The 23,494-nt window shown below is 37.2% G+C and carries 21 protein-coding genes and 1 pseudogene; 11 read left to right on the forward strand and 11 right to left on the reverse strand.

The window, feature by feature from the left end:
- The 5 genes and pseudogenes from ASG21_RS16070 to ASG21_RS16090 all read right to left on the reverse strand — a co-directional run.
- Window positions 1-837, reverse strand: a pseudogene (locus ASG21_RS16070) (glycosyltransferase); the annotation flags it as partial.
- A complete protein-coding gene (locus ASG21_RS16075; protein ID WP_241773518.1) occupies window positions 771-1,736 on the reverse strand; it encodes a glycosyltransferase family 9 protein in 966 nt (321 codons plus the stop codon). The pseudogene ASG21_RS16070 and the gene ASG21_RS16075, both read right to left, overlap by 67 nt.
- Before the next feature lie 2 nt (window positions 1,737-1,738).
- Window positions 1,739-2,158, reverse strand: coding sequence for a SufE family protein (locus tag ASG21_RS16080; RefSeq protein ID WP_056082819.1), 420 nt, complete (start codon window positions 2,156-2,158; stop codon window positions 1,739-1,741).
- A 44-nt stretch (window positions 2,159-2,202) separates the two neighbouring features.
- Entirely contained in the window at window positions 2,203-3,297 is a 1,095-nt protein-coding gene (locus ASG21_RS16085; RefSeq protein ID WP_056082823.1) for a glycosyltransferase, read from the reverse strand.
- Window positions 3,297-3,521: a hypothetical protein gene (locus tag ASG21_RS16090; RefSeq protein WP_056082825.1), complete on the reverse strand. Its 225-nt coding sequence runs from the start codon at window positions 3,519-3,521 to the stop codon at window positions 3,297-3,299. The genes ASG21_RS16085 and ASG21_RS16090 overlap by 1 nt, the downstream gene beginning before the upstream one ends.
- Before the next feature lie 151 nt (window positions 3,522-3,672).
- Between ASG21_RS16090 and ASG21_RS16095 the strand changes: the two genes are divergently transcribed.
- The 11 genes from ASG21_RS16095 to ASG21_RS16145 all read left to right on the forward strand — a co-directional run bounded on the left by ASG21_RS16095 (window position 3,673) and on the right by ASG21_RS16145 (window position 15,629).
- A complete protein-coding gene (locus ASG21_RS16095) occupies window positions 3,673-6,207 on the forward strand; it encodes an ATP-dependent Clp protease ATP-binding subunit (RefSeq protein ID WP_056082828.1) in 2,535 nt (844 codons plus the stop codon).
- Window positions 6,208-6,271: 64 nt separating this feature from the next.
- A complete protein-coding gene (locus tag ASG21_RS16100; RefSeq protein ID WP_056082831.1) occupies window positions 6,272-7,327 on the forward strand; it encodes a Gfo/Idh/MocA family oxidoreductase in 1,056 nt (351 codons plus the stop codon).
- Window positions 7,328-7,399: 72 nt separating this feature from the next.
- The gene (locus ASG21_RS16105) at window positions 7,400-8,107 is read left to right on the forward strand and encodes a response regulator transcription factor (protein ID WP_056082834.1); all 708 of its coding nucleotides are present in this window, start codon (window positions 7,400-7,402) and stop codon (window positions 8,105-8,107) included.
- A 4-nt stretch (window positions 8,108-8,111) separates the two neighbouring features.
- Window positions 8,112-9,524, forward strand: coding sequence for a HAMP domain-containing sensor histidine kinase (locus ASG21_RS16110; RefSeq protein WP_056082837.1), 1,413 nt, complete (start codon window positions 8,112-8,114; stop codon window positions 9,522-9,524).
- A gap of 132 nt (window positions 9,525-9,656) precedes the next feature.
- Window positions 9,657-10,154 (forward strand): hypothetical protein, encoded by a 498-nt coding sequence (locus ASG21_RS16115; RefSeq protein WP_056082841.1) that lies wholly within the window; start codon window positions 9,657-9,659, stop codon window positions 10,152-10,154.
- Between the two features lie 30 nt (window positions 10,155-10,184).
- On the forward strand, window positions 10,185-11,039 hold the full coding sequence (locus ASG21_RS16120) for a YoaK family protein (RefSeq protein ID WP_056082843.1): 855 nt from the start codon (window positions 10,185-10,187) through the stop codon (window positions 11,037-11,039).
- A gap of 318 nt (window positions 11,040-11,357) precedes the next feature.
- The gene (gene mutL, locus ASG21_RS16125; RefSeq protein ID WP_056082846.1) at window positions 11,358-13,133 is read left to right on the forward strand and encodes a DNA mismatch repair endonuclease MutL; all 1,776 of its coding nucleotides are present in this window, start codon (window positions 11,358-11,360) and stop codon (window positions 13,131-13,133) included.
- A 4-nt stretch (window positions 13,134-13,137) separates the two neighbouring features.
- The gene (locus ASG21_RS16130) at window positions 13,138-13,860 is read left to right on the forward strand and encodes a rhomboid family intramembrane serine protease (RefSeq protein WP_056082849.1); all 723 of its coding nucleotides are present in this window, start codon (window positions 13,138-13,140) and stop codon (window positions 13,858-13,860) included.
- 6 nt (window positions 13,861-13,866) lie between these two features.
- Entirely contained in the window at window positions 13,867-14,859 is a 993-nt protein-coding gene (locus tag ASG21_RS16135) for an endonuclease/exonuclease/phosphatase family protein (protein ID WP_056082853.1), read from the forward strand.
- Between the two features lie 44 nt (window positions 14,860-14,903).
- Window positions 14,904-15,245, forward strand: coding sequence for a hypothetical protein (locus ASG21_RS16140; RefSeq protein ID WP_056082858.1), 342 nt, complete (start codon window positions 14,904-14,906; stop codon window positions 15,243-15,245).
- A 9-nt stretch (window positions 15,246-15,254) separates the two neighbouring features.
- Window positions 15,255-15,629 carry a hypothetical protein gene (locus ASG21_RS16145; protein WP_056082862.1) on the forward strand — a complete coding sequence of 125 codons (375 nt, stop codon included), beginning with the start codon at window positions 15,255-15,257 and terminating at the stop codon, window positions 15,627-15,629.
- A gap of 52 nt (window positions 15,630-15,681) precedes the next feature.
- On the opposite strand, the gene ASG21_RS16150 is transcribed toward ASG21_RS16145, so the two are convergent.
- The 6 genes from ASG21_RS16150 to ASG21_RS16180 form a co-directional block, all read right to left on the reverse strand.
- On the reverse strand, window positions 15,682-17,196 hold the full coding sequence (locus tag ASG21_RS16150; protein WP_056082866.1) for a GH3 auxin-responsive promoter family protein: 1,515 nt from the start codon (window positions 17,194-17,196) through the stop codon (window positions 15,682-15,684).
- A gap of 475 nt (window positions 17,197-17,671) precedes the next feature.
- Window positions 17,672-18,082: a BrxA/BrxB family bacilliredoxin gene (locus tag ASG21_RS16160; protein ID WP_056082874.1), complete on the reverse strand. Its 411-nt coding sequence runs from the start codon at window positions 18,080-18,082 to the stop codon at window positions 17,672-17,674.
- Window positions 18,083-18,486: 404 nt separating this feature from the next.
- A complete protein-coding gene (locus tag ASG21_RS16165; protein ID WP_056082877.1) occupies window positions 18,487-18,933 on the reverse strand; it encodes a GatB/YqeY domain-containing protein in 447 nt (148 codons plus the stop codon).
- A gap of 115 nt (window positions 18,934-19,048) precedes the next feature.
- Complete coding sequence (gene ftsZ / locus ASG21_RS16170) at window positions 19,049-20,959, reverse strand: cell division protein FtsZ (RefSeq protein WP_056082880.1); 1,911 nt, start codon at window positions 20,957-20,959, stop codon at window positions 19,049-19,051.
- A gap of 81 nt (window positions 20,960-21,040) precedes the next feature.
- Window positions 21,041-22,441, reverse strand: coding sequence for a cell division protein FtsA (gene ftsA / locus ASG21_RS16175; RefSeq protein WP_056082883.1), 1,401 nt, complete (start codon window positions 22,439-22,441; stop codon window positions 21,041-21,043).
- 57 nt (window positions 22,442-22,498) lie between these two features.
- Window positions 22,499-23,464: a hypothetical protein gene (locus ASG21_RS16180; protein ID WP_056082885.1), complete on the reverse strand. Its 966-nt coding sequence runs from the start codon at window positions 23,462-23,464 to the stop codon at window positions 22,499-22,501.
- Between the last annotated feature and the right edge of the window lie 30 nt (window positions 23,465-23,494).

The raw sequence follows: 23,494 nt of genomic DNA on the forward strand, positions 1-23,494 counted from the left end.
AAAATTTAAACTGTCATATGCTTTTACAAGTTTAATATCTGAAATTCTGTTTTTTACTTCGGTATTTTTCAGCATTGTAGAAACACTCGCAACAGATTCTTTTACTTTTTTCAGATAAACTTCATTGGTTTCAACATCATTATTTAAAACCGGATTTTCGATATGATGAATTGTGATATTTTCGGATTTCAAATCCATGGCAAAAAGCAGGTCTTCATAACCGTAATTGCTGTAGGAAATATTGAAAGGAATTTTGTCTAAAACTTTCTTTCTGATTACAAAATTATTGGTCTGAAAACTTAAATAAGGATGATGTTTTCTTGCTTCCACAGAGAGATTTTCCCTTTCAACAGCAAATTTCCAACGTAAAAGATGTTTCTGATCAGGGATTTCAACGGGAACTTTTCTTCCGCCGTAAATAGTATCTGCGAGAGGATTTTTTAAAAGAAAATTTAGAAAGTTTTCGAGAAAGTTTTCCTGAATTAATTTCCCGTCACAGTCTAAAAAAAGAAGATATTCTCCCTGAGCATAATTCAAAAAAAGATTCCTGATTTTTGATCTTCCCACATTTTCATCAAGTGAAACAAACACACTTACAACATTTTGAATTTCAGAGTTTAAACTAAAAAATTGCCTGTCAGAAAAATCATCAATTAAAATAATTTCGGCAGAGAGGCTTTGGCTTTCGATTTCTTTTTTCAGTTCGTAAACCAATTCACGGACATCAAAATTATAAACAGGAATACAGACCGAAAGTTTTATCATTATTTTTAAATCTTTTCCACAATCCGCATTACTTTGAGCTCCTCCAAACAAGCCCAATCGCCGCGGTAGCATTGTTTATCACCAAAAACAGAACACGGGCGGCAAGATAAATCTGAAACACGAACTACATCATTTTCCCTCTGCCCGAAGCCTAAAAAGCCAGCTAAAGGGTCTGTAGATCCCCAAACTGAAACGCATCTTGTTCCGACAACGCTTGCCAAATGCATATTGGCAGAATCCATTGAAATCATTAATTCAAGTTCTGATATCTTTTTTAATTCTTCAGAAAGACTGAGTTTTCCGGCAAGACTTTCGGTGTTTGGGATTTGACTTTCCCATGTCTGTAATGTTTCAGTTTCTTTGGAACCACCTCCAAAAAAGTAAATTTTATGCTTTTGGGCAAGAATTTTCACGAGCTCAAAAGATTTCTCAAGCGGCATCATTTTTCCTTTGTGCTGGGCAAAAGGAGCAAATCCTATCCCCGATTTTGCTTTGGAAGAAGGTCTCAACTGATGCGAAAGCTCCACCTTGAAACCCATAGACCTGAAAACATCCGCATATCTTTCAATTGTTAATTTTAATTGCTTTTTATTAAGATTCCAGACATCTGTAAGCTGTTCTTTTTCTTCTTTTCCCTTATTTATTTTAAAAACTTTCAGCCTGCGCCTTTTATATATTTTGTCAAGGATCTTTGTACGGATGACATCATGCAGATTGGCAATAAAGTCTGGCTGAAACTCTCGCTGAAGTTCATTCGCCAAACGTCTCAGCCCAAAAAAACCTTTGTAATCATCAAGGTTTACCCCTTTGAATTTAACATTCTGAATATCAGAAAACAAACTCTCAAAATTACTTCGGGAAACCATTACAATTTCAACATCAGGATTCTGCTCAAGAAATTCCCTGAATACAGGAACCGTCATGGCAACATCTCCAAATGCGGAAAAGCGGTATGCTAAAATTCTGGTCACGACTAAGATTTCAACTGATAAGCTACTGCGTAAAATTTAATCTGTTTGGTCATTGCCATCAAACCATTGGCTCTGGATGGCGAAAGAAATTCCTGCAGACCGATCTCTGAAATAAATTCAAAATCTGAATCTAAAATTTCCTTTGTGGAATGGCCACTGTAAATACTCACTAAAAGTGATACAATTCCTTTTGGCAAAATACCGTCTGAATCTGCATTGAAGAACAGCTTTCCATCTTTAAATTCTGCATCAATCCACACTTTGCTCTGGCAGCCCTTTATCAGATTGTCATCGGTTTTTTTATCTTCTGCAAGCCCTTTCAGTTCTTTTCCGAGATCGATGATATATTCATATTTTTGCTCCCAATCGTCGAGAAAAGCAAATTCATCAATGATTTCCTGCTGTTTTTCTTTAATGGTCATTTCTATACTTTCTTTGTGCAAAGATAGCTAATTTTGTAAATCGCTTACTGAGCTGCTTTCTGAAATAGTTCTAAAATCTTTTCTTCTTCATTTTCCCAACAGAAAACTTCGGAAGCCCGCTCAAGTTCTTCTGCATAAGCCTCTCTTCCCCGTTTAAGGATTCTGTTCAGTGCCGCTGCTATAGTTTCGGGGTTGTGATCGGTTACCATTTCTCCGATATCAAACTTTTCTTTAATGCGCTTCATTTCAGGGAAATTTATCATCACCAAAGGCACTCTGGACTGGATATAATCACAAACTTTATTGGGAAGCGAGTAGTAATAGCTCACGCCATTATTCTCTTCAAGACTGAATCCTACATCAGCTGTTTTTGTTACCTCTCTCAGGTTTTCTGGCTTCAGTTTGCCCAGAAATACCACTCTTTCCTGTAAATTCTGCTGAATAACCAAATCTTCATATTTTTTTTTCAGTGGACCGTCTCCGGCAATTTTCAGAACCGCATCTTTGATTGAATGCATTGCTAAAATTACTTTTTCAATACCTCTAGACTGATTGATGACGCCTTGATAAAGTATGATTTTAGGATTATTATCCGGTATGCCGGGTCTCGAAACTATTTTTCTCGGTATATTTCTTACTACCACCGCATTTACTTTATACTTTTCATAAAACCATTCTGCATAACTTTGGCTCTCTGTCATCATCAATTTGATTTTCGGAACCAGACTTCCTTCTAAAAGCCTCCAGATCTTCTGAGACAATTTATTTTGGATTGCCGGCATTTCGGTAAAAATCTCATGACTGTCAAAAACCAGCGGAATATTCAACTTTCGGGCAATAAGAAAACTTGGCAGTAAGGCATCAATATCATTGGCATGAAGAATAGTATTTTTGTCTGCCTTTTTCTTCAGTTCTTTGTATAATTTCCAGTTAAATTCAAAATAAGCTGTTTTTAAACTCTTTGATTTTAATTCAATTCTGGAAAATGGATATGGCCTCTCCATTTTTTCGTTTCCGCCCCAGTCATTTCCTATAAGCTCAATAGAATACCCACTATCATACAGTGTTTTACACACTTTTTCAATACGCTGGTCTGTATACAAATTACTGAAGGCAGAAGTAATTATTTTTTTCTTCATTAATCTTTTTTTGTTTTCATCAAATAATAAATCTGCACAAAACACAGAATTGCATTGGGAATAATCACAGGCCAAAGCATTCCGCTGAAGATTCCGTAAGTTACAAAACAGATGCAACCCACAAGATTTACAATTCTAATTTTAGTAAGATTTTTAAGCGCAAAGCTCAAAACGATAAAGAATGAAGCGGCATAGCCAATGTACGATGCAAGTTCAGGGCTCATGAGAAAAATTAAAGGGACACAAACTTAGTCATTTTCAATAAGATAAAAAACAAATTTCTGCCATAAAGTCACAGATTGTTTTTTGGTAAAATATTTGTAACTTAGATATTGAATAAATGGCAATGGTGCATTTATTCTAACGAGTTATATTATGGATTACAAGTTTTCACAAGGTTTGAGCCAGGTGTTCAAACAAAGCAAGAGCGAAGCGAGAAGGCTGAAAAGTGAATTTCTAAATACAGAACATCTCCTTTTAGGGATTTTAAAAACAGAAAACTCTGCAAAAGAAATCCTTCAAAACCTTAATGCGGATTTAACACAAATCAGAAGAAAAATTGAAACATTAAATGCAGCAGGCATCAATCCTATTTCAGAAGAGGTTCTCAATATTTCATTTACAAAAATGGCAGATCATGCTGTGAAGCGTGCCGAGCTTGAATGCAGACAGTATAAAAGCAACGAAATCAATACCGTGCATTTGCTTTTAGGCATTCTTTATAAATATGAAGATCCTACTTCAAATGTTTTGGGAGCACACGAAATTGATTACGAGGGTGTATCTAAAGAATATCAGACAATGCTGAAAAATTCGGGACAGGCACCTCAAATGAGTGCTTATGATGACGACGAAGAAAGAGAAGATTTCGAGCAGATGAGAAAGCCGACAGGAAATCTCGGTTCGGCAAAAAGCAAAACTCCTACTCTCGACAATTTCGGAAGAGATTTGACTTCTTTGGCAAGAGACGGGAAATTAGACCCTGTAATCGGCCGTGAAAAAGAGATCGAAAGAGTTTCTCAGATTTTATCAAGAAGAAAAAAGAACAATCCTCTTTTAATTGGTGAGCCTGGAGTTGGTAAATCTGCCATCGCAGAAGGTCTGGCTTTAAGAATTCAGCAGAAAAAAGTTTCAAGAGTATTATACGGAAAGCGTGTAATTACTTTAGATCTAGCAAGCCTCGTTGCCGGGACTAAATACCGTGGACAGTTTGAGGAGAGAATGAAGGCTATTATGACCGAGCTTGAAAAGAACAGAGATGTCATTTTATTCATCGATGAGCTTCACACGATCGTAGGTGCAGGTAGTTCTACAGGAAGCTTAGATGCTTCCAATATGTTTAAACCGGCTTTGGCAAGAGGTGAAATTCAATGTATTGGTGCCACAACTCTTGACGAATACCGTCAGTACATCGAGAAAGACGGTGCACTGGAAAGAAGATTCCAGAAAGTAATGGTAGAACCTACCAATATTGAGGAAACTATTCAGATTTTAAATCAGATTAAAGACAAATACGAAGAACATCACAATGTAGTCTACACAGACGAGGCAATTCTTGCATGTGTAAACCTTACTTCGAGATATATTACAGACCGTTTTCTACCGGACAAAGCAATTGATGCAATGGACGAAGCGGGATCCCGTGTTTATATTAAAAACATGAAGGTTCCTACCGAAATCATCGATTTTGAAAAGAAAATTGAAGATATCAAAGAGCTGAAACAGAAAGCTGTAAAAGCGCAGGATTATCTTGAAGCCCGAAAACTGAAGGATGAAGAGGAAAGACTCCAGATGGAGCTTAACTCCGCTCAGGACCAGTGGGATAAGGATGTAAAGGAGAAAAAGGAAACCGTCTCAGAAGAAAATGTTGCTGAAGTAGTTTCTATGATGAGTGGTGTCCCTGTAACGAAAGTGGGTAAAAATGAGCTCGACAAATTGGCTCAAATGGATGACCAGCTTAACGGAAAAGTGATCGGTCAGGAAGACGCTGTGAAAAAAGTTGTGAAAGCAATTCAGAGAAACAGAGCCGGACTGAAAGATCCGAACCGCCCGATTGGTACATTTATCTTCCTTGGAACAACCGGCGTCGGTAAAACTGAGCTGGCTAAGGTAATGGCAAGAGAACTCTTCGAATCTGACGAATCTCTGATCAGAATCGATATGAGTGAATATATGGAAAAGTTTGCTGTATCAAGACTGGTAGGTGCGCCTCCGGGATATGTTGGATATGAAGAAGGTGGACAGCTAACTGAAGCTGTGAGAAGAAAGCCTTACTCAGTAGTACTTTTGGATGAGATTGAAAAAGCTCACCCTGACGTATTCAATATTCTTCTTCAGATTTTGGATGAAGGACACGTTACAGACAGTTTAGGCAGAAAAATCGATTTTAGAAATACGATTATTATTCTTACTTCAAACATCGGCACCAGAGATATTAAAGATTTTGGAGATGGTGTAGGCTTCGGAACTAATGCGAAGAAAACAAATACAGATTCAAGAGCGAGAAGCACCATTGAAAATGCATTGAAAAAGGCATTCTCTCCGGAATTCCTGAACAGAATTGATGATATCGTGATCTTCAACTCACTTGAGAAAGAAGATATCAAGAGAATTATCGATCTTGAATTAGGAAAACTTTACGGTAGACTGGAAAAGTTAGGCTACAAAGTTGAATTAACCGCAGAAGCCAAAGATTTCATCTCAGACAAGGGTTGGGATAAAGATTTTGGTGCAAGACCATTGAAGAGAGCAATCCAGAAATATATTGAAGATTTATTGGCAGAAATGCTTGTAAACAAACAATTATCTGAAGGTGAAACTGTAGTTTTAGATTTGAATGAAGAAAAAGACGGATTAGTAGGCAAAACTTCTAAAACAAAAAAACCGGCAGAGAAATCTTCTCAATCATAAGATCATATTCTATATATCACAGAAATCCGGCTCGCAAAAATTTGCGGGTCGGATTTTTTTAGTATTGAAAAGTTTCCAGTCTGAAGGCGACGCAGACATTTCAGCAAGACACAACATCCTGCGCCAACCAATCAAATTTTTCGTACTTTTATACGTTTTTAAGCTTTTCACAGTAATGAATATTTCAATCTTAGGATTCGGTTTTATGGGTAAAAAACATAAGGCTGTTTTAGAACAAATTCCAGATATTAAAGTTAACGCAATAATAGATTGGCATCCAGCTGAACAACCAGGATTTTTCTCGCTGGAGCAATTTCTGAAGACTAAGCATGACACAGATCTGGTTGTCATTGCAACACCAAACCACCTTCATTTCAAGCATGCACAGGAGCTTTTAGAGCAAGGTTATAATATTCTTATAGAAAAACCGTTTGTTTTTAATACAGACCAGGCACGTGTACTTCAGGAAATATCTCATAAAAAAGGAAATCAGGTCTTTGTAGTAATGCAAAACCGCTTTTCGTCTGTTACCAAATTTTTAAGTGAATTGGTGTCAGATGATAAACTGGGCAAAGTTTACAACATTCAGTTTAATGCATTTTGGAACCGCGGAGAAAATTATTATAAAAAAGACTCATGGAAAGGAGGAAAGAATACAGATGGCGGAATTTTATACACGCAATTCTCACATTTAATCGATCTTTTATGTCATGTTTTTAATGACGAATTTGAAATTCTCTTCAAAGATCTCAGCTCATTCAGAAACTTTAATATTTCAGAAATTGAAGACACTGCAATTTTGGTTTTACAGGGAAAAAGCGGCACCAAAGTCAACATTAATTTCACTACGGCAGTATTTGAAAAAAACCAGGAAACCTCTCTGAATATTATTGCCGAAAAAGGTACTCTGAAAATCTCCGGACAATACTTTAATGAAGTTTCGTTTCAGCATATAGAAAACTGTCCGGACGAATTTAAAATCCCATCAACATCTAACGAGGACAACCTGAAAGAAATGTATCTGGAAATTTTCAAATCTTTAAATAGAGAAAAAAACAACGCCACTCTTTTGCAGGACGGCATCGGCCTTGTGAAAATTCTGGAAAATATTTATTCCTGATAGAATTAATCTAATACTCTAACTGCAACAAGACTTAATGAAAATTCCTATTTTTGTGAAACAGGAACCTCTATGAAAAAAATAATTCTGATTGAAGACGAAACCAGCGTAGTTTCTTTCATTAAAAAAGGACTTCAGGAAAACGGATACGAAATTTCAGTGGCTTTTGACGGCGTCACCGGGGCTAAACTCGTGAAAGAAAACGATTTCGATCTGGTGATTTTAGACATCATGCTTCCCGAAATGAACGGGTTGGAAGTATGCAAAGAGATCAGAAAAACAAATAATCATGTTCCGATCTTATTTTTAACGGCACTGGGAACTTCTGAAAACATCGTTCTCGGTCTTGAAAGCGGAGGCGACGATTATCTGGTCAAACCTTTTAAGTTTATAGAGCTTGTTGCCAGAATAAAATCTCTGTTGAGACGAAGCAACGGCAGCTCATCATCCGATTCAGATGACGACGATGTTCAAAGCGGACATATTTACCAGTTTTCAGATCTAAGTCTGAATGATTATACTAAAAAAGTAGTGCGGGCAGGAGAAGAAGTTACGCTTACTTCCACGGAATTTAAATTGCTTTATTATTTCCTGAATAATCCCGAAAAAGTAATTTCCCGTGCAGAAATTCTGGACGCAGTTTGGGGAGTAAATTACGAAATGGGAACCAATGTTGTGGATGTTTACGTAAATTATCTCCGAAAAAAAGTAGACACTCACGAAGACAACAAACTGATTCATACCGTAATCGGAATGGGATATGTATTAAAAAAGGCTTAAAAAAATGTTTAACCGGGTAATTAACAATCAGACTAAAACGATGATACTGCTGATGGTCGTTTTTACCACCATCATTCTGCTTTTCGGAGGTTTGGTTTATTACTCCATCGTCAACTTCTCGCATCAGAGATTTTACGAATTGCTGAAAATCAGAACCACCACAATTGTTCAGATCGAAAAAAGCAAAAAACAGCTTGACATTCCCGAAAATCACATTCTCAACAGCCTCAATGACGAAGAACTTCCAATGGAAAGAGATTACGTTTTTTCTGTTCCAGAGGATTCAAATTTTAAAAAAATATCATCTGAAGTACATATTCCGGATACTTTTTTTAAGAATATCATCAGAAAGGGGGAAGCCAACTACAATGATAATGAATTTTATTACATCGGACAGAGCTTTAAATACAACAACAAAAGTTATATAGCAATCGCGTCTGCAAAAAACCATTACGTTGTCTATTATTTAGGATTTTTAAAGCGAACCCTGATCACCTGTATGGTTCTTTCCCTGTTTTTCAGCATGATTTTTTCGTTTTATCTGTCTAAAACTTTATTTAAACCCATCTTAAAAATCACAGGAAAAGTAAAAGAAATCAGCTCCGAAAATTTACATTTAAGACTCGAACCTCAAGCGGGAAATAAAGAACTGAATGAACTTGTAGATACTTTCAACACGATGCTCACAAGGCTTGAAACTTCTTTTGAAACTCAAAACCATTTGATTGGAAATGTTTCCCATGAACTCAGAACGCCACTAACTTCGATTATGGGCGAGGCAGATGTGGCTTTATCGATCAGCAGAAGTGCTCAGGAGTACAAGGAAACTTTAGAAATTATTCTGGACGAAGCTGAAAAATTAGACAAAAAAATAAAAGCTCTTCTTCTTATTGCCCAAACCGGATTCGACGGTAAAATTCAGAAAATTGATAAAGTAAGAATCGATCAGCTGATTTGGGATGCCATCGAAACCATCAGAAGAATGGATGCCCGAAACAATATTTATCTCGACATCAGCATGCTGCCGGACAATCCCAAAAAACTTAAAATTTCCGGTAATGAGCAACTGCTGCATCTTGCGGTGACCAATATCATCAATAACGGCTGTAAATATTCCAATTTCCAGCAGGTAAAAGTATCGTTGGGAGCTACTGACACAGATGTTTACATCATAATCAAAGATATCGGAATCGGTATTCCCGAATCTGAAATGCATAAAATCTACGATCCCTTTTTCCGTGCATCCAATACAAAAAATTACGAAGGCTACGGCATAGGATTGCCTTTGGCAAGAAACATCGTGAGAATGCACAACGGCGAATTGATTGTGAGTTCGTTCGAGAATCAGGGAACGACAGTTCAGCTCAGATTCCCTACGCTATACACCACTTTAAAGAATGAGGAAACACAGATTTAGCAAATTTCTTTGAAATTCTAATCCCATTTTAATCCTTTTAACTACATTTTAATTCCTTTCCAAAAGGCTTCTAATAACATGATCATAATTTTGTAGAGTAAATAAATCTTTTACTAACTAAATCTACAGATTATGAGCAAGACCATTTTAATAGCCACCGATTTTTCGCTGGAGTCTTTAAATATAATGAAGAAAGTTTTAAGAGAAAAAAATTCTTCACACGACAGCGGACAGTTTAAAATCTTATTGGTATCGGGTTACGACGCCGGAGATTCCATCAGAGATTTGCTGTTTAACAATAAAGGCAAAATTTTAAGCAAAATCAGATCTGCGGAGTTTTGTGAAGCTTTAAGCATCATTAAAAATAAATATCCTGATCTGGTAAGCAAGATTACGTGCGATATTTTTACAGGATACTTCCAGAGAACATTCGATCAGTACCTCAAATCGGCTGATGTGGAAGAAGCCTACTACTCTGAATCGTTGAAGGAAATCAATCACAGCGGAAAGTTTGATATTGTTCCTTTTCTGAAAAAGACAGATTTAATTGAAGCAAAGGAAATCAAAGTTATTACACCGGACTTCATGCCTGAAAAAGGAAAAATTGCAGAAGTCTTCGTAGAGGTTTAAGATGAAGGTAAATTATTAAAAAGAATCAAAATGTTAAGGAATTATAGTAGCAGCCGAACGCTCAAGGAGAATATACAGTTAGGAACACTAACTGCCTTCGTTGCAGGGACTATTAATATTGCCTCTCTGCTTATATTCCTCTCTTTTACGTCAAATGTAACAGGACATTACGCTGTTTTTGCGGCTGAAATAAGTAAAGGCAACTGGTCTCAGGTTTTGATAGCCGGACTGTGGATTTTCATGTTCTTTTTCGGAAGTTTTGTATCCAATCTTTCGGTGATCAACCTTCACAGAAAAAGCAAATATCTGGCACATTCCATCCCATTGATTCTGGAAATAATCTGTTTAATGGCGGTCGGAATTTACGGACAGCTGTATTATCAGAAGACACTTGAGGAAGCAGAAGTTTTAGTGGGAATCATGCTTTTCGCAACCGGTTTACAAAATGGTCTGACGGCAAGTATATCCAACTTTTCCGTGAAAACAACACACCTTACAGGTACCACCACTGATTTGGGAATCCTCACTTCAATGTTCACACAGAAAAGATTCAGAAAAAACCCTGAGATGGTTGCTAAGGCCAAACTTCTCTGGAGCATTATGCTCGCCTACGTCTGCGGAGCCGTATTTTCCGGATTGACTTACTATATTTTGGAATTCAGGGTGTTTTATGTCATCAGCGCATGTCTTGCTGTGGTGATTGGATATGATTTTTATAAAATTAATATCAGACATTTCAGAACCAATTACAGATATTCAAAAATTTACAAAAGCCCTAACCTGATGTCTGAACTGTATGACGCATTACACGGCAGTGCAGCAGTAGAAAAACCTAGAAAAAGAAAAGAAAAGTCTAAACTTGTTCTTGAAGAAAAATTGATGTAAATATTTTCAAAAACACATTAATTGTATATACTTAGTTTGGAACTCCTGCCCTCTTTTTTGAAGGCGGGAGTTTTTTTAATTTCTAAATATCCGTCAAATTTAAATGACAGCTTTAATTTATGTTACAAAATTAGAGTAAACCTTTGCTGAGTGAAACGCCTTTGCGAACAGAAAAGTTTTCAGAACGAATTTTTTTGAACATTCGGACGCTGCGTTTAAAATATCCGGACAGAATTTTAGTTAATTAAATTTTAATTCGAAGTTTAAATATTTAGATTCTTAGTTCGAATGCTTATTTTTGTAAGTTCATTCATTATTATGTCAGATATCATTCAGCTTTTACCGGATCACGTAGCCAATCAGATTGCAGCAGGGGAAGTCGTGCAGCGGCCAGCCTCCATTGTAAAGGAACTGCTGGAGAATTCTATTGACGCCGGTGCTTCCAAAATAGAGCTTATCATCCGTGAAGCCGGAAAAAATCTTATTCAGGTGGTGGATGACGGCAAAGGAATGTCTGAAACCGACGCCCGAATGGCTTTTGAAAGACACGCTACTTCAAAAATCCGTGGCACCGAAGATATTTTTAAAATTGCGACCAAAGGATTTCGCGGTGAAGCTTTGGCTTCTATTGCAGCAGTAGCACAGGTTGAACTAAAAACTAAGTTGAAAGACGCCGCTTTGGGAACCAACATCTACATTGAAGGGGGAACATTTCAGTTTCAGGAACCGACTCAGACCGCTGAAGGTTCTAATTTTTCGGTTAAAAACCTTTTTTACAACGTTCCTGCGAGAAGAAAGTTTCTTAAAAACAACAATATAGAATTCCGTCATGTAATTGATGAGTTTCAGAGAGTTGCCCTGGCTCATGAAAATCTTGAGTTCTCATTTTTTCAGGATGATGAAGCGATTTTTAGGCTGAGAAAAGGCAGTCAGATGCAGAGAATTGTTGATATTTTCGGCCGAAAACTACAGCCACAACTGATACCCATTAAAGAAGATATTATCTGGTGTAAACTTCATGGTTTTGTAGCGAAACCTGAAGGAGCAAAAAAAACAAGAGGCGAACAGTTTCTTTTCGTCAACGGAAGGTTTTTTAAAAGTGCTTACTTCAACAAAGCAGTACAGGAAGCCTTTGACGGACTTCTGTTGCCTGGTTTTATTCCGACGTTTTTTCTTTATCTTGAAATTGATCCTGAGAAAATTGATGTCAATATTCACCCTCAAAAAACGGAGGTGAAATTCGAAGACGAGCATCTTATTTTTGCTTTAATGAGGTCTACCATTAAAAGATCTTTAGGAATTTACAACATTGCACCAAGTCTGGATTTTGAAAGAGATCCTCATCTTGACCAGATGATGCAGAAAAGCTTCCCGAGCAAAGCAAATGTTTCGGTAAAAATGCCGGAAATAACTGTTGACCGCGATTACAATCCTTTTGCTGAAGAAAAACAGGTGACCAAGGCAGAAATGCAGAATCTTGCAGAAATGTATCATCAGAATATTTCTGCCGAGCCTTCAAAAATTAACCTTTTTGAAGATGAAGATTTTGACGAAGACTTGATGAGATTGCCTAACGGATACTGGCTTTTCAACAAAGGCGACAGAACACTGATGCTGGATTTGGGAAGGATGCACCGACTTGTGATCTCAGAAAACAGTAAATCTGAAAGGAAAATAAATTCTACAAGCCACTCACTTTTGTTCTCTCTGGAATATCACATGAATGAAATTGAGAAGAATAAATACCGCTCGATAAAAAAATATCTCCCCGAACTCGGCTTTGACATGAAAATTGCTCATGAAAGCGTGCTGAGAATAGACAGCGTACCCGAAGGCCTGAAGGAAACTCAGGTGATGAAATTTCTGGAAAACCTTTTTGAAATTCTAGAATACAAAAGCGAAGAAGAATTTATGCAGTTTTACCAGAATCAATGGTCTAAAATGCAGTCGAAATCCCGCTTTGATTTTATTTACAAAAAAGATGCGGAACAGCTTATCAAAGATTTTACCGCATTAGGTTTCCCGGAGTATCTGCCTAATGGGAAGCGTTGTTTTTTTGAGGTTCCGTTTAATGATTTTAAAAATAAATTTTAAGTAGATGTTTAACAATATACCGCCGATTACACGAAATCTGATTATTTTAAATGTTGTATTTTTCATTGCATCATTTATTATGCCTCAGCTTAATGATTATTTGGCAGCATACTTTCCACTGTCGCCATTGTTCAGATCCTGGCAGATTATTACCCACATGTTTATGCACGGAAGCTTTATGCATATCCTTTTCAATATGTTTACTCTGTTCAGTTTCGGTCCAATTTTGGAGCAGTCTTTGGGAGATAAAAAATATTTAATCCTTTATTTTCTAAGTGGTTTAGGCGCTTTCGTTTTATTTAATTTATGGAATTTTGTGGAATATCAGCAAATCTACAATCAGCTTAGCGATGCCGGCTTTGATATACAAGGTTATATTGCGGATCCTGAAAGTATTGCCAATACAAAAGTTTCTCTGGCTGTTAAAGATTCTATAGAAAATGAACTTCGACCCATTATATTTGGCAGAATGGTTGGAGCATCAGGAGCTATTTTTGGAGTAATTGCGGCCTTCGCTACCTTGTATCCTGATTCAAAAATTGGCATCATGTTTATTCCAATTCCAGTAAAAGTAAAATATGTACTGCCTGTAATTATTTTAGGCTCAATTTATTTGGGGGTAACTGGAAATGCTGGTGGAATCGCACATTTAGCTCACGTTGGCGGTGCAATTGTAGGTTTTATTTTGGCTAAAATCTGGAAGAAACATCTTTACCGTTTCAATTAAAAATTTATGAAAATTGTAAGGATTGTTCTGCTGATCGTTCATCTTGGGATTCTTTGTCTGCTATTTGGCGTTTTGCTGAATGCATATGTCCCACCGAGAATTTTTCCCTGGTTTAATATTTTATCTCTGGCATTTCCGGTCCTTATTTCAGTTTACAGTTTACTGACTGTAGTCTGGATTTTTATGTGGAAAAAAAGGGCGTTTGTTTTTATGATTTTCGGACTGTTTTTCTTTTCTGCCACTCAAAGATGGCTTAATTACAGTTCTAAAAAGGAAAAAGGTGATTTGAAAATTATCACTTTTAATACAAAAGGAGGAAAATTTGGTAAAAAAGAAATTGAAGACTACGTCAACGCAAAAGGTGCAGATTTAGTTTTGCTGCAGGAAGACGGCAATCTTGATTATCAGTTTACAGGTTTGAAAAAAGCTAAAGAAAGACCGCTCAGTTCGCTCTATTCAAAATATGAAATTGTAGGCTACAAAGAGATTTTTGAAGGTTTATACAGTGAAGATTTCAATGCATTCGCTGATTACACAGATCTTAAAATCGACAGTAAAACAGTGAGAGTGATGAATGTTTACCTTCAGCCTTTTAAGTTCAACAAAAGCATGGTAAAGCTTAACGGCAACAGCGCTGAGGATGAAACTAAAGTAAAAAATATCGTAAAAAAACTTGTCCCTACTTTCAAAATGCATCAGGATCAAATTGACATGATCAGAAAATATGTAGACAACTCACCCTACCCCGTCATTATGACTGGAGATTTTAATGCAGTTCCCAACTCATACGAATATTATCATTTAGGTAAAAACCTTCAGGATGCCTTTGTAAAAGCGGGAAAAGGAAGTGCTACCAGTTTTCATGATTACAAATATCCGCTGCGTTTAGACTATATTTTTTCATCAGAATCGGTAGAGCCTGTTTCTTATCAGGTGGATCATTCCGTTAAAATTTCAGATCATTATCCTGTTTCGGCTGTCTTAAAATTTTCAAATTAAATTGAAATTGTGGCAAATAAATTGCTTCTCAAAAAAGAATCTCTATGAAAAATTTTATCTTTGGAATTGTCTGCCTATCTGTGACAGGACTGTCTTGCAGTAAAAAGCCTGACACCTCCGCTGTAGCCGCCGTTGACGAAAGCAGAGCAACTTATGACACCACTGCGATAGATTCTTTTTCGGCTGGAGCTACTTCAGTGGATGTTATGCGACAGATCAGAATGTCTTCTCAAAGGTATCAGGATTCTGTGAAAGCAGCAGTCAAACTTCAGGAGCAGGAGAAAAAAATCACTGAAGAACTGGAAAAAGAAAATAAAAAGAAAGCCGAAGAAGAAAAGAAAAAATCTTCTGAAAACAATAAAGACAAAGAACAAAAAAATCAATAAAATCAACTTATGAAAAAGAATATCATCATTGCAGCAGCATGTTTAGGTTTAATGACTGCCTGCGAAAAATCAACATCGAAAACAGAAACGATCGAAAATCCAGACGGTTCTACAACTACGGTTACCACAACTACCAACACTTCAGGAATTGTTGACAGTTCAGATGTAAACAAAGCTAAAAACGACATCAACAGCAAGATTGATAAAGCAACGAGCGAAATCGACACTAAAGCTGACGCAGCAAAACAGAAAATTGACGCAACCGCTGAAAAAACAAAAAAAGATTTGAACGAAGCCGGTAAAGACATTAAAGAAGCAGCAGCAAAAGGTGCCGGAAAAATTGAAGAAGGCGCAAAAAAACTGAAGGAAGATTTGAATAAATAACAAATCAAATCCTAAAAAGAGAAACCGCAGAAATCACTTTCTGCGGTTTTTTTTATTTATTTAATTCTAAAAGGACGTCAATATATTCACGGTCGTTGCTGAGTCGCGGGACTTTGTTCTGTCCGCCAAGTTTTCCTTTAGACTCTAACCAAAGATAGAAAAGATTGGGTTTGGCAATGTGAACCACAGGTCTTTTCAGGGTGATGTTATTGTATCTTTTTGCCTCGTAATCGGAGTTTACAGATTTTAAGTGCTGATCAAAATGATCCACAAACGCATCCAGATTTTCAGGATGTTTGTTAAACTCAAAAATCCATTCGTGGGCACCGCTTTCGTTTTCTTTCATAAAAACCGGAGCGCCCGTAAATTCAGCGATACTTGCCTGCGTACACTCACACGCCTTTGCCAGAGCAGCATCTACATTATTGATCATTAACTCTTCTCCGAAGGCATTGATGTAATGTTTGGTTCTACCTGTAATTTTTATTCTGAAAGGATCCGTAGATGTAAAAACCACGGTATCGCCAATCAGATAACGCCACAGACCGCCATTGGTAGTGATGACCATCGCGTAATTTTTACCTTTTTCAACCTCTTCCAGACAAACTACTTTCGGGTTGGAAAGATGAAACTGATCCATCGGAATAAACTCGTAGAAAATCCCGTAATCGAGCATCAAAAGCATTTCATCACTATCTGATCTGTCCTGAATACCGAAAAAGCCTTCAGAAGCGTTGTAAATTTCGTAGTAATTTATTTTTTTACCAATAATTCCCTGATACTGTTCACGGTAAGGTTTAAAACTGATTCCACCATGGAAAAACACTTCTAGGTTGGGCCAGAGCTGAGAAATACTTCCTGCTTCAGTTTCTTTTAAAACCCTTTGCAGAAGTACCATCATCCAGCTTGGAACTCCAAGAATACTTCCGACATCTTCATTTTTCACCTGAGAAACGATTGCCTGAAGTTTGGATTCCCATTCAGACATCAGAGAAACTTTTTTATTGGGAATAGTTGTAATTTCTACCCAAAAAGGCAGATTATCGATGATTATGGCTGAAAGATCACCGAACTTGGTATTAAAGTCAGCATACAGTTCAGAACTGCCACCCAGTCTAAGATTTTTATTGGTAAAAAGCTGGTTTTCCGGATGGTTGTTGGCGTAGATGGAAACCATGTCTTTTCCTGCTTTCATGTGGCAGTATTCAAGACTTTCTGCTGAGATCGGAATGAACTTGCTCTTCGCATTCGTAGTTCCCGAAGATTTTGCAAAATGCTTGATGTAGCCGGGCCAGCTGACGTCTTTCTGTCCCTGCCTTGCCTTTTCAATGTAGGGTTCAAAATCTTCATAGCAAACCACAGGTACTTTATTTTTAAAATCCTGATAACTCGAGATGGAGTTGAAGCCATATTTTTTCCCGTATTCGGTGTCTTCCGCGTGAAAAAGCTGCGAAAAGAGAATCCCTTTCTGAGTATCTATCGGATGATCGATGAAATGCTGTATCTGGTCTATCCTCTGCTTGATAAACCAATTGACCACCGTATTGAAAAGTGCTTTCGTTGCCATTACAACAAATATAACAATTCTTTGATATGCAGAAAATATTTGGGTATAAAAAGATAGAGCAAACTTACACTACTTAATCACTCATCTAAGACACTATCTGGCCTAAAAATTTTGGGCGTACAATCCTTACTAATAAAGATGTTTCTTTTAAAATTTTTGTAATGCTGCAATCTGCAACTTAGATTACAGGAATACTTATAAAAACTATATGTTTCCTTATATTCTACACAACCATCACTTCTTATGAGTTGAAAACCATAACTAAATCTATTGTACTTCATCGCTTCCTTGGTTATTATTGCTGTGTAAACTAAACTGTCATATGTAATTTCTAATTTCATAACAAAAAATTTTATTTCTGTAATAATACAACACAAATAAAATAAAATGAGATTTGCTAACCCGACTGATTTTCAGTGAAATAAAAAAACCGCTGCACAAAAGTACAGCGGTCTTGAGATTATTAAAAATATTACTAACAATACTCGTCGTAAGCAGCCTGAAGATTGGCAGCGATGGCTCCTGCAGGATTTCCTTCGATGTGGTGTCTTTCAAGCATGTGTACCAATTCTCCGTCTTTGAAAAGTGCTACGCAAGGTGAGCTTGGAGGGAATGGTGCCAGATGTTTTCTGGCTTCTGATACTGCATCTACATCAAAACCTGCAAAAACAGTCGTTAAATGATCCGGTTTTTTTTCTCCTGTTAAAGAGTACACAACTCCGGGTCTTGCAGCACCAGCTGCACAGCCACAAACAGAATTGATCACCAAAAGTGTAGTTCCTGACTGCTTCAGTGCAGTTTCCACTGCTGTAGGTGTATCTAAATTTTCAAAGCCTTTATCTGTAAGCTCTGCCTTCATCGGCATTACTAAATCCTGTGGATACATATTAATTCATTTTTAAATTCGACCCAAATTTACGATAATTATATTTTTTAATTGATTTATAAAAACTATTTCAATACTTGATAAAAAACAATATTGATAAAAAATCAATACAATTTGTTTATTCATAAATTTTTGTTAAATTTGAACAGATTCTAAAACCGATTTTACATGAAAGAAAATTGATTCTTGAGAATTATTTATTCACGTAAACTATATTTCAAATAATAAACTTCCCTCTAACTATTACATTTGAAGTTTTAGTTTCAAACAAAATGAAGCCCGAAAATAAATTTCCGGGCTTCTTTAATCAAATCGATATGCAAAGGTTGAATATCCAATAATATAAATGATGATCTGTGATTGATGAATGATATCAAACATCAATTATCACTAATCAGTCATGTTTAAGAAAGCAGCTTCTTTGCCATCTCGGAAATGCTTTTTCCGTCTGATTTTCCGGCGAGATTTTTTGAGGCTGTTCCCATTACTTTTCCTAAATCTTTCATAGATTCAGCGCCTGTTTCGGCAATGATTGCCTTTATTTCAGCTTCCAGTTCTCCGGCAGATAACTGTTTTGGCAAATACTGCTCGATTACTTTCATCTGAGCATCTTCTACTTCGGCAAGATCGTTTCTGCCCTGAGCCATGAACTGATCGTAAGAATCCTTACGCTGCTTCACCATTCTCTGAAGAATAGCAATTTCCTGCTCCGGCGAAACTTCGGCTCCCAAAGCTTCTGTTTTCAGTAATAATATCTGCGACTTCACAGCTCTCAAAGAATCCAAAGCAACTCTGTCTTTGGCTCTCATGGCTGTTTTTATCGCTTCGCTGATGGTAAGTTCTAAACTCATTTTTATTCAATTTAACAATGTATCAATGTAACAGTTTACCAATGAAATGCTTCGACAGGCTCAGCAAGACAAATATGATTGTTACATTGGTACATTTCTACATTGTTACATTATTTTAGTCAACGTCTTTATTTAAAAATCTGTTTTCTCTGATCTGGATAGAGCCCTCGTTGTTTTCAGACATAAAACTGTGGATGTTCTGGTCTGATGCGTTGGCACCGTCGATTGAGATATTTTTTCTTTTGAAAGCCGGCACAGTTTCAAAATCATCCTGCTTATCAAAACTTTGGTAGCGGGAATTGAATTCTTTCAGCTTGTTTCTTCTTTCCAATACTTTTTCCTGGTCTGCAGGTTTATTTACAAAAGAAAATTCAGATTCTGTATGTCTTGTTGTTTCTGTTTCCACTCTTTTTTCAAAAACCTGCTGCTCTTCAGTTTTGGGCTGCTCTGGAGTGTGATAAAAAGTCTCAACTTTATGTGTTGTTTCTTCTGTTGTTTTCTCAATTACTGAAACTTCAACTTCATTTTTCGGTTGTCCGAAATCATATTTTGGCTCAGAAACAGGTTCGTTCACAGTAAAATTAAATTCTACAGGCTTTTCCTGAGTAAAGCTGTTGCTGAAGTTATCCTGTTTCGGTTCCTCTTTTTTATTTTCAAAATCAAATGAGAAAGACTGAATTTCCAAATCATTAGGATCTTCTTCGAAAGTAAACAGATTTACACTTTCATCACGTGCCGGCTCATCGTTTTTCCAGCTGTGTGTAAAACCATCTGCCGTATCTTCCTCTCTGTCAGAGAATTTAATAGCGGTTTCCACTTCATCCTCCTCAATAATCATTTTTTTTTCAGAAGACAGCAATTTAAATTGCGGCAAATCCTGCTCTTCATCATCCAATCTGAAAAGATTTTTCCCTCCAAAATCATAACCCTGTTCTGGTGTAGTTTCTCTCTCTTCCTTAGTTTTAAATGGAGAAGCTTTCGGTGTTTCCAAAGTGTCATTCAAACCGATTCTTATTTTCTCAGTTGGCCCGGAAAATTTTTGGTTGTCATTGGAAAAACCTGTAGCAATCACCAATACACTTACTGCATCGCCCAATTCTTCATCTGCACCAACACCGAAGATGATATCAGCTGTGTGCCCCGCTTCTTTCTGGATATAATCCATGATGATTCCGATTTCGTCCATTGTAGCTTCTTCTACACCACTTCTGATCAACAATAACACGTTTCTTGCACCTGTAATTTTGTTGTCGTTCAATAGCGGAGAGTCTAAAGCTTTTTTCACAGCTTCCTCGGCTTTGTTTTCGCCTGAAGCCATACCGGTAGACATCAAAGCTGTACCTGAATTCTGAAGTACAGATTTAGCATCACGGAAGTCAATGTTTACATCAAAATAACCTGTAATAACTTCTGCCATCCCTTTTGCAGCGTTGGTTAACACTTCATCGGCTTTTGAGAATCCCTGTTTGAAACCTAAATTTCCGAACTGCTGTCTTAATTTATCATTGTTGATGACAATTAAAGAATCAACGTTATTTCTTAATTTTTCAAGACCCAGTTCTGCCTGATCCAGTCTTCTTTTTCCTTCAAAGCTGAAAGGCACGGTAACGATTCCTACGGTAAGAATTCCCATGTCTTTTGCCACTTTTGCAATGACTGGAGCAGCACCGGTACCTGTACCACCGCCCATTCCGGCAGTGATGAAGACCATTTTGGTATTCTGACCCATTGCAGCTTTGATGTCTTCAATGCTTTCGATTGCAGATTTTTCTCCTACTTCAGGATCTGCCCCCGCACCAAGACCTTCTGTGATGGTAGTCCCCAACTGTACTTTGTTGGCAACAGGATTATTATCCAAAGTCTGAGCATCGGTATTGCAGATCACGAAATCTACACCGTGAATTCCTTTTTCGTACATGTGCTTCAGGGCATTGTTACCGCCGCCACCTACACCGATTACTTTTATGATTGACGAATTTCCTTTTGGTAAATCAAATGAAAATCCCTGTGTTCCTATATTTTCCATATCTATATTTTTAACAATTGATTTTTGATTAATGATCCCGGATACATCATTTATCGCCGATCATTCATCATTTATATTTTTTTACTCTACTTCCTCAAAGAATTTTTTAACCTTTTCCATCAATGACTGTCCGAAAGTGGGCTTAGCCAGTCTTTTTTCAGATCTTGTCTCTGTTTCAGCCAGCGGAATATACATGGGCTGTTCAGTTTGAGATGCTGGAACAGCTGGCTCGTTATCAGCTGCCGCAACGGTGTCATTCTGCACTTTCGCCTTTGGTTCTTCCGCGATAATTTCCTCTTCAGGAAGGTTTGATTTTTTATCCCTTATCTTCAGACTTTCCATCAGCAAACCGATTGAGGTTGCAAATTCCGGTCCTTTAAGATACTGATTTTTATCGTTTGCCACATACTCATTTGCAAAACCAATTCTGCTGTCGAAACCTGTGGTATAATTGGCTAACTGACGAAGGTGTTTCAGGTTTGAACCACCACCTGTCAGCACAATTCCAGCAATCAGTTTTTTCTTCTGATCGAATGCGCCGTAAGCCTTTAATTCTGTGTTTACAAGATCCAAAATTTCTTCTACTCTTGCATTGATGATCTGTGCTAAAGTTTTAAGAGAAATTTCTTTATCCGGTCTTCCGTGAAGTCCCGGAATCGTAACGTAAGTACTGTCTTTTTCAAGCTCAGGCACTGCAGAACCGAATTTCACTTTCAGCTGCTCGGCATGTTTTTCAATAATTGAACATCCTTCTTTGATGTCTTCAGTGATAATTCCGCCACCATAAGGAATAACGCAGGTATGACGGATAATGCTGTCTTTGAAGATTGCAATATCTGTAGTACCACCACCGATGTCTACGATGGCAACGCCTGCCTCTTTTTCTTCCTTCGTTAAAACGGCTTCGGAAGATGCCAAAGGTTCCAAAGTAAGCGCCTCCATCTCAAGACCTGCTTCACGCACGCATCTAGCGATGTTTCTGATGCTTCCCATCTGTCCCACCACAACGTGGAATTTGGCTTCCAGACGGCTTCCGTGCATACCGATTGGTTCCTGAATTTCACCTTCAGAATCTACCTTGTATTCCTGTGGAAGTACGTGGATAATTTCTTCTCCCGGAAGCATCACCAGTTTTTTCACCTGGTCTTTTAATGCTTCAATATCATCATCTGTGATGAATTTATCCGGATGTTCACGCATAATATAATCTGAATGCTGAAGCGAACGGATGTGTTTACCAGCAATCCCCACCGTAACTTTGCGGATAGGCACTCCTGCGCTCGACTGTGCCTCAGACACAGCTGCTTTGATTGAATTAATAGTCTGCGAAATGTTATTCACAATACCTTTGTGTACACCAAGACTTTTAGCCTTCCCCACTCCGAGAATTTCTATTTTCCCGTGGGCATTCCTGCGTCCTACAATGGCGACAATCTTGGTTGTCCCAATGTCAAGACCTACTGAATACTCTTGATTTTCCATTGTGTTATATCGATTTGATTTTATTACTTATTTAATTTAAAAGGTGCAACCTTCTGTTTATTCTATTTTTACTTTTGCTTTTGTTTTCGGCTTTACTGCCGGTTTCTTTTCGTGAGTTTTCTTTTTCTCCTTTGGTTTTACAGCTGTTTTTGGCTTCACCGACTCTTTAGGTTTTGCTGAAGCTGTTTTTTTCTCAGCTGTTTTAGCTTTTACTTCCTCTTTTTTTACTGGAGCTGCTGCAACCGGAGTTTTAGCCAAATCTTTATGCCCAGCTTTCAGTATACTGTCGTTTTCTTTAAAATAGGGATTCAGAGTTGTTACAATCTGATTATCATATTTCACGGACACCATACTGTACTTCTGTGAGTCCTGAAAAATCAGGAATTTTTCAACAAAAGTTTTAAACCCTTTCACCTTAAAATCAATATGGTCCAGATCTCCGATTTCCACTTTATAGTTTCCTTCACTGGTCAACAGGTAATAACTGTCTTTATGTTTTGAAATCCCAATAAAATATTTTTTGCTGAAATCGTCTTTATCAATTTTGGAAACCAACTCACCCAGTTTTTCATATTCCTCTTTTTTCACATCTCCGGTAACCAACATGCATGAATGGGAATAGGTTTTTGAAATTGGAAATTCAGTTCCTTTTTCGTCTACATAGAAATCTTTTCCATTGTAATTTAACCTGAAAACCGGAACTCTCTGTTTGATATCCAAATGAAGTTTTCCGTTTAAATTTAAATATACATTGGCGCTGTCTACAGCAGAAAGGGCGGTGATTTTCTTTTCCAGTTCAGGAATATTCAAATCTCCCACTTTGCCAGACGGGTTTTCTTTAATGACGATCTGTTTAATATCTTTTTCATCAATAAAATAAACCGGCGTTTTCTCATTCATTTTTACAGAAATTTTCTCATCTGTAATCTTCTGACCGCTAAATTTCTTCAAAGAGAAACTCAGCAGGAAACCAAGAATGATCACTGTGATAGCAATTTTTAAAATTCTGTATTTGTTTTTCATAATCCCCTAAATCCCCAAAGGGGACTTCAT

The organism is Chryseobacterium sp. Leaf394, assembly GCF_001424105.1.
GTDB lineage: Bacteria > Bacteroidota > Bacteroidia > Flavobacteriales > Weeksellaceae > Chryseobacterium.

Excerpts from the sequence above, each read along its gene's own strand:
- ASG21_RS16080 (WP_056082819.1), bottom strand. The coding sequence starts at position 2,158 with ATGACCATTAAAGAAAAACAGCAGGAAATCATTGATGAATTTGCTTTT.
- ASG21_RS16085 (WP_056082823.1), bottom strand. The coding sequence starts at position 3,297 with ATGAAGAAAAAAATAATTACTTCTGCCTTCAGTAATTTGTATACAGAC.
- ASG21_RS16090 (WP_056082825.1), bottom strand. The coding sequence starts at position 3,521 with ATGAGCCCTGAACTTGCATCGTACATTGGCTATGCCGCTTCATTCTTT.
- ASG21_RS16095 (WP_056082828.1), top strand. The coding sequence starts at position 3,673 with ATGGATTACAAGTTTTCACAAGGTTTGAGCCAGGTGTTCAAACAAAGC.
- ASG21_RS16105 (WP_056082834.1), top strand. The coding sequence starts at position 7,400 with ATGAAAAAAATAATTCTGATTGAAGACGAAACCAGCGTAGTTTCTTTC.
- ASG21_RS16110 (WP_056082837.1), top strand. The coding sequence starts at position 8,112 with ATGTTTAACCGGGTAATTAACAATCAGACTAAAACGATGATACTGCTG.
- ASG21_RS16115 (WP_056082841.1), top strand. The coding sequence starts at position 9,657 with ATGAGCAAGACCATTTTAATAGCCACCGATTTTTCGCTGGAGTCTTTA.
- ASG21_RS16120 (WP_056082843.1), top strand. The coding sequence starts at position 10,185 with ATGTTAAGGAATTATAGTAGCAGCCGAACGCTCAAGGAGAATATACAG.
- mutL (WP_056082846.1), top strand. The coding sequence starts at position 11,358 with ATGTCAGATATCATTCAGCTTTTACCGGATCACGTAGCCAATCAGATT.
- ASG21_RS16130 (WP_056082849.1), top strand. The coding sequence starts at position 13,138 with ATGTTTAACAATATACCGCCGATTACACGAAATCTGATTATTTTAAAT.
- ASG21_RS16135 (WP_056082853.1), top strand. The coding sequence starts at position 13,867 with ATGAAAATTGTAAGGATTGTTCTGCTGATCGTTCATCTTGGGATTCTT.
- ASG21_RS16140 (WP_056082858.1), top strand. The coding sequence starts at position 14,904 with ATGAAAAATTTTATCTTTGGAATTGTCTGCCTATCTGTGACAGGACTG.
- ASG21_RS16145 (WP_056082862.1), top strand. The coding sequence starts at position 15,255 with ATGAAAAAGAATATCATCATTGCAGCAGCATGTTTAGGTTTAATGACT.
- ASG21_RS16150 (WP_056082866.1), bottom strand. The coding sequence starts at position 17,196 with ATGGCAACGAAAGCACTTTTCAATACGGTGGTCAATTGGTTTATCAAG.
- ASG21_RS16160 (WP_056082874.1), bottom strand. The coding sequence starts at position 18,082 with ATGTATCCACAGGATTTAGTAATGCCGATGAAGGCAGAGCTTACAGAT.
- ASG21_RS16165 (WP_056082877.1), bottom strand. The coding sequence starts at position 18,933 with ATGAGTTTAGAACTTACCATCAGCGAAGCGATAAAAACAGCCATGAGA.
- ftsZ (WP_056082880.1), bottom strand. The coding sequence starts at position 20,959 with ATGGAAAATATAGGAACACAGGGATTTTCATTTGATTTACCAAAAGGA.
- ftsA (WP_056082883.1), bottom strand. The coding sequence starts at position 22,441 with ATGGAAAATCAAGAGTATTCAGTAGGTCTTGACATTGGGACAACCAAG.
- ASG21_RS16180 (WP_056082885.1), bottom strand. The coding sequence starts at position 23,464 with ATGAAAAACAAATACAGAATTTTAAAAATTGCTATCACAGTGATCATT.